The sequence below is a fragment of the Acidimicrobiia bacterium genome (genome assembly GCA_035948415.1).
GTDB lineage: Bacteria > Actinomycetota > Acidimicrobiia > IMCC26256 > PALSA-555 > PALSA-555.
Genome location: DASZJD010000113.1, coordinates 1 through 11,928, shown reverse-complemented (window position 1 = coordinate 11,928; position 11,928 = coordinate 1). Strand labels below are relative to the sequence as shown.

At 75.9% G+C, this 11,928-nt stretch carries 14 protein-coding genes and 1 tRNA gene; 2 read left to right on the top strand and 13 right to left on the bottom strand.

Going from position 1 to position 11,928, the window contains the following annotated elements; all coding sequences use genetic code 11:
* Positions 1-96: 96 nt before the first annotated feature.
* A tRNA-Met gene (locus tag VG869_15655) sits at positions 97-173 on the bottom strand.
* A 318-nt stretch (positions 174-491) separates the two neighbouring features.
* On the opposite strand from VG869_15655, the gene VG869_15650 reads away from it, so the two are divergent.
* The gene (locus tag VG869_15650) at positions 492-641 is read left to right on the top strand and encodes a hypothetical protein (GenBank protein ID HEV3452619.1); all 150 of its coding nucleotides are present in this window, start codon (positions 492-494) and stop codon (positions 639-641) included.
* Between the two features lie 10 nt (positions 642-651).
* Here VG869_15650 and VG869_15645 read toward each other — a convergent pair whose 3' ends face one another.
* Both VG869_15645 and VG869_15640 read right to left on the bottom strand, forming a co-directional pair.
* Positions 652-1,443: a cytochrome c biogenesis protein CcdA gene (locus VG869_15645; GenBank protein HEV3452618.1), complete on the bottom strand. Its 792-nt coding sequence runs from the start codon at positions 1,441-1,443 to the stop codon at positions 652-654.
* Between the two features lie 47 nt (positions 1,444-1,490).
* Positions 1,491-2,273: a VOC family protein gene (locus VG869_15640; GenBank protein ID HEV3452617.1), complete on the bottom strand. Its 783-nt coding sequence runs from the start codon at positions 2,271-2,273 to the stop codon at positions 1,491-1,493.
* A gap of 63 nt (positions 2,274-2,336) precedes the next feature.
* Here VG869_15640 and VG869_15635 point away from each other — a divergent pair, with 63 nt between their 5' ends.
* Positions 2,337-2,999, top strand: a complete 663-nt coding sequence (locus VG869_15635) for a helix-turn-helix domain-containing protein (protein ID HEV3452616.1) — start codon at positions 2,337-2,339, stop codon at positions 2,997-2,999.
* A 33-nt stretch (positions 3,000-3,032) separates the two neighbouring features.
* Here VG869_15635 and VG869_15630 read toward each other — a convergent pair whose 3' ends face one another.
* From VG869_15630 to VG869_15585, 10 genes are all read right to left on the bottom strand, one after another.
* The gene (locus tag VG869_15630) at positions 3,033-3,965 is read right to left on the bottom strand and encodes a site-specific DNA-methyltransferase (protein HEV3452615.1); all 933 of its coding nucleotides are present in this window, start codon (positions 3,963-3,965) and stop codon (positions 3,033-3,035) included.
* Positions 3,966-4,003: 38 nt separating this feature from the next.
* Complete coding sequence (gene cobT, locus VG869_15625; protein ID HEV3452614.1) at positions 4,004-5,068, bottom strand: nicotinate-nucleotide--dimethylbenzimidazole phosphoribosyltransferase; 1,065 nt, start codon at positions 5,066-5,068, stop codon at positions 4,004-4,006.
* Entirely contained in the window at positions 5,065-5,985 is a 921-nt protein-coding gene (locus tag VG869_15620; GenBank protein ID HEV3452613.1) for an aminotransferase class I/II-fold pyridoxal phosphate-dependent enzyme, read from the bottom strand. Before VG869_15620 ends, cobT begins: the two co-directional genes overlap by 4 nt.
* Positions 5,982-6,890, bottom strand: a complete 909-nt coding sequence (locus VG869_15615; protein ID HEV3452612.1) for a cobalamin biosynthesis protein — start codon at positions 6,888-6,890, stop codon at positions 5,982-5,984. The genes VG869_15620 and VG869_15615 overlap by 4 nt, the downstream gene beginning before the upstream one ends.
* A gap of 5 nt (positions 6,891-6,895) precedes the next feature.
* The gene (gene cobS / locus VG869_15610; protein HEV3452611.1) at positions 6,896-7,597 is read right to left on the bottom strand and encodes an adenosylcobinamide-GDP ribazoletransferase; all 702 of its coding nucleotides are present in this window, start codon (positions 7,595-7,597) and stop codon (positions 6,896-6,898) included.
* Positions 7,597-8,118 (bottom strand): bifunctional adenosylcobinamide kinase/adenosylcobinamide-phosphate guanylyltransferase, encoded by a 522-nt coding sequence (locus VG869_15605; GenBank protein HEV3452610.1) that lies wholly within the window; start codon positions 8,116-8,118, stop codon positions 7,597-7,599. Before VG869_15605 ends, cobS begins: the two co-directional genes overlap by 1 nt.
* Entirely contained in the window at positions 8,100-8,696 is a 597-nt protein-coding gene (locus tag VG869_15600) for an adenosylcobinamide amidohydrolase (GenBank protein HEV3452609.1), read from the bottom strand. Before VG869_15600 ends, VG869_15605 begins: the two co-directional genes overlap by 19 nt.
* Before the next feature lie 71 nt (positions 8,697-8,767).
* On the bottom strand, positions 8,768-9,358 hold the full coding sequence (gene cobO / locus VG869_15595) for a cob(I)yrinic acid a,c-diamide adenosyltransferase (GenBank protein ID HEV3452608.1): 591 nt from the start codon (positions 9,356-9,358) through the stop codon (positions 8,768-8,770).
* A gap of 255 nt (positions 9,359-9,613) precedes the next feature.
* Positions 9,614-11,413 (bottom strand): ABC transporter ATP-binding protein, encoded by a 1,800-nt coding sequence (locus tag VG869_15590; GenBank protein HEV3452607.1) that lies wholly within the window; start codon positions 11,411-11,413, stop codon positions 9,614-9,616.
* Positions 11,413-11,928: ATP-binding cassette domain-containing protein (locus tag VG869_15585; protein ID HEV3452606.1), on the bottom strand; the 516-nt coding region annotated here is incomplete at its 5' end. The genes VG869_15590 and VG869_15585, both read right to left, overlap by 1 nt.

Genomic DNA, 11,928 nt, shown 5'->3' with positions numbered 1-11,928 from the left:
AGACTTGAACCCGGGCGCTTCTGTGCCCTCGGGTTGACGAGCCGCACGCGGCAGAGGCCCCCAAACTGATGGGTTCGGGGGCCTCTGTGTGTGCGTTGGTGGCGGGGGCGGGATTTGAACCCGCGACCTTCGGGTTATGAGCCCGACGAGCTACCAGACTGCTCCACCCCGCGTCGCGCCCCAACGGTACCAGCCGGGCGAACCGAGGACGCCTGGGAAGCGGGGCGGGTGGCTCGACCGCCGGCACGACGGGCCAGGTCCGGTAGGGTCCGAACCAGGTTGGAAATGGGAGAGGCCATGTCGCTGTGCCAGACGAAGGCCGCGGGCCTCGACGGGACAATGCACCAGCCATCAACGAAGCGGGACGGCGGCGCCAGCGACGGTCGCTCGACCGTCGGGCGGCGCCTCGGTTCGGGGAGACGCACCGTCCCGTCCCCGTTCGGGCCCGAAACCCAGGCGGTGACGGAGCCGACCCAGGCTGCGGCGGCCTGATGGAGCGCGACGCGGAGCACCACGGCGACGACGACCGATCGGTCGAGGACGACGCCGAGATGGAGCCGGTGCCGGACGACCCCGAGGTGCCCGAGGCCGACGCCATCGAGCAAGCGACGCCAGCGCCGGTCGAGGACGAGGAGCGCTGAGCCGGAGCGGTCAGCCGCTGTTGACGAGGCTCTCCAAGCCGAGTGCTCGCATGGCGTCGCTGAGGCGTGCCGTCACCTGGGGTAGCTGGTTCGCGAGCAGGATCACGCCGAACACCGCGAGCAGACCGGCGGAGGCCAGCGTGATCGCGCGGGAGTGCCGCTTCACCCACGCCAGCGGCGTCGCCAGCCGGCCGAACGCGAGCCCGACGACGAGGAACGACGCGCCGAGCCCGAGGGAGTAGGCGGTGAGCAGGACGCTGGCCCGGCCGACGTCCCGGCCCTGGGCCGCGAAGTTGAGGACCGTGCCGAGCACGGGTCCGATGCACGGCGTCCACCCGAGCCCGAAGGCGGCCCCGGCGACGGGGGTGGCGACCGGGCCGAACCGCTCCAGGTGCGGGTGGAACCGGAACTCTTGGTACAGGCGGGGCGTCGTCAGCAGCTGCGAGCCGGCGAGGTAGGCCGCCATGAGCAGGACGAGCCCGCCGCTGACCCGGGTGAGGGTCACCTGGTTCTCGAACAGCGTCTTGCCGGCCGCGGTCGTGACGAGGCCGAGGATCACGAACACGGCGGTGAAGCCGGAGACGAACAGCGCCGTGTTCACCACGATGCGCCGCAGCGCCCGGGACCGCGCCTCTGCGAGCTCGCCGATCGTGAGCCCGGACATGAGGCTCAGGTAGCCCGGCACGATCGGAAGCACGCACGGGGACAGAAACGAGATGATCCCGCCACCGAAGGCCGTGAGCACGTACAGGTTGCGCGTCGCGTCGGAGGTCGCGCCGAGCACGGCGAAGGAGCCGATCATGGCTGCCCCGATGGTACGGGGCCGGTCGCGCCGTCTCGGCGCGGTCGTCAGCCGGCCGGGGTCGCGAGCTTGATCACGTTGAACGCGGCGCCTTGCGGGTCCGTGAGCACCGCGAAGCGGCCGGGCGGGATGTCCATCGGCTCGCTCAGGACCTGCGCGCCGCGGCCCTTGGCGTCGGCCACCGTGGCGTCGGCGTCGGCGACGGCGAAGTACACGAACCAGCTCGGCGGGATCCCCTCCATCGGCGGCTTCGTCCCGCCCGCGACCGGCGCGCCGCCGAGCCGGAACTCGGTGTAGCGCATGGGGCCCATCTCGAGGTTGTTGGCCTCCCACCCGAAGACCGCCTTGTAGAAGGCGGCGGCGCGGTCGACGTCCGGCGTGAGCAGCTCGTTCCAGCTGAGGGACCCGGGCTCGTTCACGACCGCGGCGCCAGCGTGGTTCTTGGCCTGCCAGAGGCAGAAGACGGCGCCGGTCGGATCGGCCGCCACCGCCATGCGACCCGCGTCCATGACGTCGAACGGCGGGGACATGACCGTGCCGCCCGAGCTCTCGATCAGCCCGGCGGTCGCGTCGGCGTCGGTCACGGCCACGTAGGTCGACCACATCGGGGGCGCGCCGGCGGCCTTCATGTCGGGGGGCTGGGCCATGAGCCCGGCGACGACCTGGCCGTTCCGGAGCGCGAGCGAGTACGGGTTCCCCGGGTCGCCGCCCTCATCGTCGAAGGTCCACCCGAAGATGGGCCCGTAGAAGCTCTTGGCTGCCGCGGGGTCGGTCGTGGCGAGGTCGACCCAGCACGGCGTGCCCGGCGGGTACTCGGTCTTGGTGGTCATGGCGGGAACGTACCGTCGGATTTTCCATCTGACAAGGGAAACATCGAGATAACGTCGCGTGACGTGGGGGAGCGTCGGTACGGCCAGTTCTGCCCCGTCGCCCGCGCCCTCGACCTGCTGGGCGAGCGGTGGACGCTGCTCATCGCCCGCGAGCTCCTCGTCGGCCCCCAGCGGTACTCGGACCTGCTCGAGCACCTGCCCGGCATGTGGTCGAACCTCCTGGGCCGGCGGCTCCGGGCGCTCGAGGCGGCCGGCCTCGTCCGCCGCCGCCGGCTGCCGCCGCCGGCGGCGCGGACGGTCTACGAGCTGACGGACCGGGGCCAGGCGCTGGAGCCCGCCGTCTACGAGCTCTCGCGCTTCGGCCTCGACCTCCTCGACGGCCCGGGCGGGGACGTGGTGCCGTGGCACCTCCTGCCGCTCGGCCTCAAGAGCCTGCTCCGCGTCGAGGCCCTCCCCGATCACGCCCTGTCGATCGCGCTCGTGCTCGACGAGGGCGCCTGGACCCTCCGCATCGCCGAGGAGCAGGCGGGGCAGCGCGAGCTGGCCCGGGTCCGGGTGACCCCGGACGCCGAGCCCGACGCCGACGTGACCGTGCGCGGCTCGGCGCTGGCCCTGCTCGGCCGCCGGCGGGGCCAGGACGCGGGCGCCACCGGTCCGCTGGCGGTCGAGGGGGCGCCGGCCCACGTGGCCGTGGTCGAGTCGCTGTTCGCGGCCGGGCCAGGCTGACGCCGCCGGGCCGACCCGCGCCGGGCGCGACCGCTACGGCTCGGGGCCGTCGGCGCCCGGCGGCGCCTGGTCTCGGCTCGCGGCCACCCGGGCCTCGGCGAGCGCCACGTACTGCGGATCGGTGTCGTACCCCACGTAGTGCCGGCGGGCTCGCACCGCCGCCACCGCGGTCGAGCCCGAGCCGAGGAAGGGGTCGAGGACGACGTCGCCCCGGTACGTATAGAGGTGGATGAGCCGCTCCGGGAGCTCGACCGGGAACGGCGCCGGGTGCCCGACCCGGCGGGCGTGCTCGGGGCGGATCTCCCAGACGTCGAGGGTCGACTCGAAGAACGCCTCCTTCGTGACGGTGTCCTCGTGGGGCAGGCCGCGCCGCTGCCGCTCCTTCTTCGGCACCGCCCGGTCGAAGCGGCCCTTGCTGGCCACCACCACCCGCTCGGTGACGTCCCGGAGGACCGGGTTCGACGCCGACCGGTAGGAGCCGACGGCGATCGACCCGGTCGCCCCCTTGGCCTTGCGCCACACGATCTCGCCCCGGAGCAGCAGGCCGAGGTCCTCCTCGAGGATCCGGATGACGTCGGCCGAGAGCGACCGGTACGGGCGCCGGCCGAGGTTCGCCACGTTCACCGCCAGCCGGCCGCCGGGCTCGAGGACCCGCCGGCACTCCGCGAACACGTCGCGCAGCATGGCGAGGAACTCGACGTAGGACGCGGGGACGTGGCCCTCGCCGAGCGCCCGCTCGTACTCCTTGCCGGCGTAGTAGGGCGGGGACGTGACGACGAGCGCGACGCAGCCGTCGTCGACCGCGGTCATCGCGCGCGCGTCGCCGCAGAACAGCTGGTCGCGCACCGAGCATGGCTGCACGGCGTCGTCGTCGGAGATCTCGGGGGTGGCGAACCGGGCGTAGAAGTCGCGGGCGTCGTGGCTCTCGCGCTTGCCGGTGCCGAACGGCTGGGTGCGCGTCGCCACGCGGGAACGGTACTGCGGGCGCGCGCGCCGGTCGCGGCTCACCCCGCGATCGGGTCGTCGGCCACCGCGGCCTCGTCGAAGGTCGCCATCTCGGTGAGGAGCCGCGCCGCGGCCTGCACGATCGGCACCGCGAGGCAGCCGCCCGTTCCCTCGCCGAGGCGCATCGACAGGTCCAGCAGCGGCTCGAGCCCGAGGTGCTCGAGGACCGCGGTCGCGCCCGGCTCGGTCGAGCGGTGGCCGGCCACGCACCGGGCGGCCACCCCGGGCGCGAGGGCCTCGGCCACCAGGAGCCCGGCCAGGGCGATGACGCCGTCCACGATCACGGGCTGCCTCGCGGCGGCGGTGCCCACGATGAACCCGGCCAGGGCGGCGATCTCGAGCCCGCCGACCTCGGCCAGCACCGACACGGGGTCGACCCGGCCGCCGAGCCGCGCCGTCGCCGCGGCCACGACCTCGGTCTTGCGGCGCAGCGTCGCGTCGTCGATGCCCGTCCCGCGCCCGGTGACGCTCGTCGGCGGTCGCCGGGTCAGCGCCGCGATCACCGCCGCCGACGCCGTGGTGTTCCCGATCCCCATGTCGCCGGTGACGAGCACGTCGTGCCCGTCGGCGACGAGCGCGGCCGCGACGTCGCGGCCGACGTCGATCGCGGCGCGAGCCTCGGCGGCCGTCATCGCGGCGACGACGGCGAGGTCAGCGGTGCCGGCTCGCACCTTGCGGTGCTCGACGGGTTCCAGCGCCCGCACGTCGCCGGCCACGCCCACGTCGACGACGTGGACGGCGGCCCCGACCTGCCGAGCGATGACGTTGATGGCGGCGCCGCCGGCCACGAAGTTCGCCAGCATCTGGGCCGTGACCTCCTGCGGCCACGGCGTGACCCCCGACGCGACGACGCCGTGGTCGGCCGCGAACACCGCCACCGCCGGGCGCGCGGGGACTGGCGGCGGGCAGGCGCCAGCGATCCCCGCCAGCTGGGCGGCGAGGTCCTCGAGGCGGCCCAGCGACCCGGGCGGCTTCGTGAGCCGGTCGAGCCGGGCCCGGGCCGCCGCCACCGCGGCGCCGTCGAGGGGCGCCGACGCCGCGCCGACGTCGTCGGTCGTCGTCATCGCGCCCACCCGCGCAGCGCGCCCTCGAGCCGGGTCAGGCCCGATCGGTCGGGCACCGCGATCCGCACGCCGCCCTCGAGCCCGAACGACGCGGTGTCCCGGACGAGCACGCCGCGGCGCGCCAGGTGGTCGCGCAGCCCCGGGGCGCGCCGGACGAGCACGAAGCCGGCGTCCGAGGGCTCCGGCTCGAGCCCCGCGGTGCGGAGCCGCGCCCCGAGCTCGCGGCGCAGGCGCGTGACCGCCGACGCCCAGCCGGCGAGATCGGCCCGGGCGAGCAGCGTCGGGAGCACCGCGCACGCCAGCCCGTTCACCGACCATCGCGGCTGCCGCTCGCGGAGGCGCTCGGCGAGGTCGGGGGCGGGGCACAGCACGTAGCCGACCCGAAGGCCCGGACACGCGAAGACCTTCGTGAGCGAGCCGACGACGACGGCGTCGGGGTCGCCGCGCGTCCACGTCGCCGTCGCCAGCGGGTAGAAGGCCTCGTCCCAGATGTCGGCCGAGTCGCCGGCGGCCGCGAGCCGTCCGGTCGGGTTGTGGGGGTTCGACCGCCACCGGCGGGCGCGCCGGTCCCGGACCCGCAGGTGGCGGGCGTAGAGGGAGAAGTCGGGTTCGTCGACCCATCCCACGGGCAGCTCGGCCGCGACGAGGGCGATGGCCTCGGCGCCGCCGTTCGTCAGCACGACCCGGGTCGCCGGCACCCCGATCGCGGCGGCGAGCGCCTCGGTCGGCGCCTCGATGTCCGGGTAGCGCCGGACGGCGCCGACGTGCGCGGCGACGAGCGCGGCGACGTCGGGCGCGCACGGGTTGAGGCTGGCCGACAGGTCGAGGACGGCGTCGGGGCTCACGCCGAGCGCGGCCGCGAGTCGGGCGCCGTCGCCGCCGTGCGGGCCGGGGCGGAGCCGGGTCTGCCCCCTCATCGTGCGCCCCGGCGCCGGAACCGCGCCCCGAGCCCGGCCGCGGCGAGGAGACCCACGAGCAGGAGCTCGACTTCGTCGGCGAGGCGGGCGGCGCGCGCGATGTCGTCGACGCCCGGACGGGGCCCCGCGCCGAGCCGGGGACGGTCCTCGAGGTGCGAGGCGTAGCGGGTGGGCCCGCCGAGCTCGAGGCCCAGCGCGCCGGCGAACGCGGCCTCGGCGACGCCGGCGTTCGGGGACGGGTGCGCGGGTGCGTCCCGCCGCACCGCGCCGAGCACCGCCGCGGCCCGGCCCGGCCGGCAGGCGCCGACGAGCGCGACCGTGACCCGCGCCGGCACGAACGCGGCGACGTCGTCGAGGCGCGCGCCGGCCCACCCGAACCGCCGGTACCGCGGGGAGCGGTGCCCGACCATCGCGTCGAGCGTGTTCACGGCCCGGTGGGCGGCCACCCCGGGGGCGCCGAGCGCGGCGCCGAAGAGGGCCGGCGCCACGATGGCGTCGACGGTGTTCTCGGCCACCGACTCGACGACCGCCGCGGCCACGCCCGACGGGTCGAGCGCGGCCGGGTCGCGGCCGGCCAGGGCGGGCAGCGCGGCCCGGGCGGCGTCGAGGTCGCCGGCGGCCAGGTCGGCGGCGACGTCGCGGGCGGTCTGGCGCAGGGCGCGACCCGAGGCCGACACCGCGACACCGAGCGCGGTCGAGCCGGCGGCGACCCCGGCCGCGAGCGCGGCCGCCAGCCCCACCGACGCGTACACGGCGCCGCTCGCTCGGTCGTCGGCGTACACGGCGTCCTCGACCCGGGTCATGAGCCGGCCGAACTGGGCCACGGGGTGCACCGGCGCCGGCGGCTCGCCCCAGCACCGGTCGGCGACGAGCCCGGCGGCGGCGCCGAGCAGCCGGCGTGACACCGACGTCACCATCGGGCCCCGGCCACCACGAGGCCCGCGGTCTCGCCAACGACGATCGCCGCGCCCAGCACGTCTCCGGTGAAGCCGCCGAGCCGGACCCGCCCGAGCGCGAGCACGGCGCCGCCCGCGACCAGGGCGACCGCGACGGCGGCGGCGCCGACCCACCCGACGGTGAGGACCGCCAGCGCGCCCGCGGGCGCGAGCGCCAGCCCCACCACCGGCGAGGCGGGCGCGGCCACGAGCGTCGAGGCCAGCCCGGCGTCGCGCGCGTACGGGAGCCACGCCGGCGCCACTGCGACCAGGGTGCGGGACGCGCACCACAGGCCGACGATCAGGCCGATGTCGGCGGGCCGCGCCGCGAGCGCGCCGACCCGCGTCACCAGCACGACGACGAGGACGACGACGCCGAAGGCGCCCACCCCGGGCGTGCGCATGATCTCGAGCCGACGATCGCGCGCCGCGTGCGGCAGCAGGCCGTCGGCGGCGTCGGCGAGGCCGTCGGCGTGGAGGAGCCCGGTGAGCGCCAGGTCGGCGGCCACGGCGAGCGCGGCGGCGAGCAGGGCGGGGAAGGCCCGGTCGGCGAGCCACCACACCGAGCCGACCACGGCCCCCACCGCGGCGCCGACGATCGGGAACCAGCGCAGGGCGCGCGGCGTCGGCGTCGCGGGGCGGCCGACGACGGTGAGGAAGGCGAGCGCCTCGCGCATCAGCACCGGCCCCCCGGGTCGGCCGGGAGGGTCAGGGCCCGTCCGGCCACCGACAGCAGCACGTCATCGGCGACGGCAGCGACGGCGTGGTTCAGCGCGCCGAGCGCGTCGGCGAACCGCCGGCCGCTCTCGGTCGGCGGATGGACGGAGAGCCCGACCTCCTCGGTGACGAGCACGGTCGGCCCGGCTCGGGTCGTCGTGGCGTCGATGAGCGCGGCGGCGTCGGCGGCGAAGCCCGGGACCTGGGCCACCCAGGTGCCGAGCGAGTCGACGAGGGCGGGCCCCACCGTGGCGGCGAGGGTCGCCGGGAGCGCGTCGCCGCACTCGAGGGTCGTCCACGACGCCGGCCGCCCGGCCTGGTGGGCGCGGACGCGCGCGGCCAGGTCGGGGTCGTCGGGGAACGTGCCCGGGATCACGACGGTGACCGCGTCGCCGAGTCGGCCGGCGAGGCGAGCGCCGAGCGTCGACTTGCCGGAGCGGATGCCGCCGATCACGAGGGTGATCACCGGGCCTCGGTCCACCCGTGGCGCTCCACGCCGGCGGCGACGGCCGCGTGCACGGCGCGGGCGAGGTGGCCACCCAGGCGGGAGCGGGGCCCGGCGTAGGGCTCGGCGGCGCCGGCGGTCGGCGCCAGCACGCACGCGGCGTCGGTCGGGGTGCCGGTGCCGGGCACGCCGTGCTCGAGCAGGGCCTGGGTCTTGGCCTCGGTCACGGTCATCACCGCGTTCACCAGCGCCGCCGGCGCCAGCCGGGCCGGGACGAAGGCGACGACGTTCACGGTCCCGGCCGCGGGCGGCGACGCCGACTCGGCGGGTGATGGCGCCGCGGCCCAGGCCGGGTGGGTGAGGCCGACGGTCGCGATCGCGGTGACGTCGCCGCTGGCGCCGTCGGACCACGCGTCGACCGGCGCCGCGGTCAGGAACCCGACGCCGGCGCCCGAGCAGCCGAGGGCGCGGGCGAGGCCGACGAGGAAGCGGCCCGGGTCGGCCGGGGGCTCGTCGGCGGGCACCTGCGCGTTCAGGACCCAGCGGCGCGCCCCGATCCCGCCGCCGACCACCGTCGACGCGCACGCCAGTCGGGGCGGGTCGAGCCGCCACACCAGGACCGGGAGGCCCGGCCGGCTCGCGCCGAGGCCCGGGGGTGTGGCCTCGGACCGGGGCCGGTCCGGGATCAGTAGTCGATCCCCTTCTTGGCGACGATCCCGCGGTCGTAGGCGTGCTTCACGCTGCGCATCTCGGTCACGGTGTCGGCCAGGTCGACGAGCGCGGCGGGCGCGTCGCGACCGGTCACGACGACGTTCACGTCGGGGGGACGGTCGCGGATCGTGGCCAGGACGCCGTCGACGTCGAGCCAGCCCCAGTTCAGCGGGTAGGTCAGCTCGTCGAGGACGACGAGCCGGTGCTCGCCGGCCCGGATGACCCGGGCCGCGTGGGCCCACGCCTCCTGGGCCACGGCCTGGTCCTCGCTGAGGTCCTTCGAGTCCCAGCTGAAGCCCTCGCCGATGGCCCACCAGTCGACGCCGAGCCGCTTCGCCGTGTCCTCCTCCCCGACGTGCCACTTCCCCGACTTCAGGAACTGGATCACGGCCACGCGCCAGCCGCGGGCCACGCTGCGCATGACGACCCCGAAGGCCGCGGTCGACTTGCCCTTCCCGTCGCCGGTGTTGACGAGGACGAGCGACCGGGCCGGGCGGAGCCCCTCGGATCGGGGGTCCTCGGTGACGGGCTCGGTGACGTCGGGGCCGGCGCGCTCGCCGCTCACGGGACCAGCCGAGGGTCGGGGGCGGGGTGGCGACGCACGGGTCCTCCTCTCGGTCGAGGAGGGATCGTTCCGCCGGCACGCAGCCGGACGAACCGCTCTGTCCTCGAGAGCTGTGTTCGTCACCGACCGGCAGGCGGCCTGGCTCGCCTTGACGGCTTCACAGTTGCGGGACAGCGCCGGGATGCACCGGACTTCGCTGCGCGGCCGGAGCCAGCGATGGTAGCGACGGGCGCGGCGGCCCGCACGCCGGCGTCCTCAGCTGGCGCGGGCCTGCGCCGCCGTCCAGGAGGCCCAGAGGCTCGCGTAGCGACCCTCGCGGCGGATGAGCTCGTCGTGGCGGCCGAGCTCCTGGAGCCGGCCGTGGTCGACGACCGCGATGCGGTCGGCGCGCGCCGCGGTGGAGAGCCGGTGGGCGACGACCACGACGCTGCGGCCGCCGGTCAGGGCCTCGAGGGCGGCCTCGACGTCGTGCTCGGTGCCGGGGTCGAGGTTCGAGGTGGCCTCGTCGAGGATGAGCAGCGCGGGGTCGGCGAGCGCGGCCCGGGCGAGGGACACGAGCTGGCGCTCCCCCGCCGAGAGGCGGGAGCCGCGCTCCCGGACCTCGGTGTCGAGCCCGTCGGGGAGGGCGAGGAACCGCTCCCGGACGCCGAGGGCCTCGAGGGCGGCGTCGACGGCGGCGTCGGTGGCGTCGGGTCGCCCGACCCGCACGTTGTCGCGGATGGTGCCGGCGAAGAGGAAGCCCTCCTGGGGCACGACGACGATCCGCTCGCGCAGCGACGCCAGCGTGGCGTCGGCGAGCGACACCCCGCCGAAGCGGACGGCGCCGGTGGCCGGGTCGTAGAAGCGGCACATGAGCTTGGCCAGCGTCGACTTGCCGGCGCCGGTGGGGCCGACGAGCGCCAGCCGCTCCCCGTGCTCGACGGTGACGCTGACGTCCTGCAGCACGAGCGGCCCGGCGCCGTAGCGGAACGACACCCGGTCGACCTCGAGCGAGCCCTCGAGCGCCAGGTCGACGGCTCCCGGCGCCTCGGCGATCTTCGGCGCGGTGTCGAGGAGGTTCACGAGCTTCTTCATCGCCGCGCCCGCCTGCTGGAGCGTGTTGTAGAGCTGGCTGAGCTGCTGCACCGGCTCGAAGAGGTTGTTGAGGTAGAGGATGAACGCGGCCACGGTGCCGACGGTCACGATGCCCTGGTCAGCGAAGAGCCCGCCGAGGCCGACGATCAGGGCGGTGCCGCCGACGCCGCAGTACTCGATGAACGGGAAGTAGCGGGTGGCGATGCGGACGGTCTCGAGGTTGGCGTCGTACTGGGCCTCGTTCGTCTCGCGGAAGCGGCGGGCGAAGGCGCGCTCACGGCCGAACGCCTGCACGACCCGCACCCCCGCCAGGCCCTCCTGGAGCGTGGCCAGGTTGGCGCCGATCCGGTCCCGCACCTCGAGGAAGGCGCGGCTCGACTCGCGGCGGAACCAGCGGCTGGCCCACACGACCGGCGGCACGACGATCAGGGTGCAGAGAGCGAGCTTCCAGGACAGCACGAGGATGACGACGACGGCGCCGACGAAGAGGAAGACGTTCTGGGCGAACTGGGCCAGCCCGATCTGGATGAGGTCCTGCATGGCGTCGACGTCGGAGGTGAGGCGGGCGACGAGGCGGCCCGTCTGCTCGCGCTCGAAGAAGCCGAGGTCGAGCGACATGAGGTGCCGGAACACCCGGTTGCGGAGGTCGCGCAGGAACGGCTCCCCGACCTTCGCCACCGACCAGATGGCGGCCCGGGCGAAGACCAGGCCCCCGAGCGCCACGCCGAGGTAGAGGCCCGCGGCCAGGTCGAGCGCCCCCTCGTCCTTGCCCCGCAGGCCGGCGTCGATGCCGTGCTTCACGAGCGCGGGGCCGGCGAGGATGCAGGCGGTCCAGAGCACGATCAGCGCGAGCGAGACGCCGATGCGTCGGTGGTAGGGGCCGAGGAGCCGCCAGAGCCGGCGCACGAGCCGCTGGGTGTCCTCCCGGGTGAGCAGCTCCTCGTGGCTGGCGAAGGCCTCTCGGCGCGCGTCGGCGCCCATCAGTCGCCCGCTCCCGCCACCGGGGCGGCCGCGCCGGCCTGGGCCAGCACGTGGCGGTAGCGGTCGGAGGTCGCCAGCAGCTGCTCGTGGGTGCCCTCAGCCGCGATGCGGCCCTCGTCGATCAGCACGACCCGGTCGGCGAGGGCGATGGTCGCGGCACGGTGGGCGATGATGAGCGTCGTCCGCTCGCGCATCACGTCACGCAGCGCGGCGCGGATCTCGTGCTCCTTCGTCGGGTCGACCGACGAGGTGGCGTCGTCGAGGATCAGCACCCTCGGGTCGGCGAGGACGGCTCGGGCGATGGCGACCCGCTGGCGCTGCCCGCCCGAGAGCGAGTAGCCGTGCTCGCCGATGAGCGTGTCGTACCCGTCGGGGAGTCGTTCGACGAACTCGTCGGCGCCGGCGAGTCGTGCCGCGTGGCGGACCGTGTCCATCGAGGCGTCGGGCTCGGCGAAGGCGATGTTCTCGGCCACGCTGTCGGTGAACAGGAACGTGTCCTCGAACACGATCCCGAT

Bases quoted from the DNA above. Each gene is read 5' to 3' on its own strand.
- VG869_15620 (HEV3452613.1), bottom strand. From the start codon at position 5,985: ATGAGGGGGCAGACCCGGCTCCGCCCCGGCCCGCACGGCGGCGACGGC.
- cobS (HEV3452611.1), bottom strand. From the start codon at position 7,597: ATGCGCGAGGCGCTCGCCTTCCTCACCGTCGTCGGCCGCCCCGCGACG.
- VG869_15590 (HEV3452607.1), bottom strand. From the start codon at position 11,413: ATGGGCGCCGACGCGCGCCGAGAGGCCTTCGCCAGCCACGAGGAGCTG.
- VG869_15640 (HEV3452617.1), bottom strand. From the start codon at position 2,273: ATGACCACCAAGACCGAGTACCCGCCGGGCACGCCGTGCTGGGTCGAC.
- cobT (HEV3452614.1), bottom strand. From the start codon at position 5,068: ATGACGACGACCGACGACGTCGGCGCGGCGTCGGCGCCCCTCGACGGC.
- VG869_15650 (HEV3452619.1), top strand. From the start codon at position 492: ATGGAGCGCGACGCGGAGCACCACGGCGACGACGACCGATCGGTCGAG.
- VG869_15645 (HEV3452618.1), bottom strand. From the start codon at position 1,443: ATGATCGGCTCCTTCGCCGTGCTCGGCGCGACCTCCGACGCGACGCGC.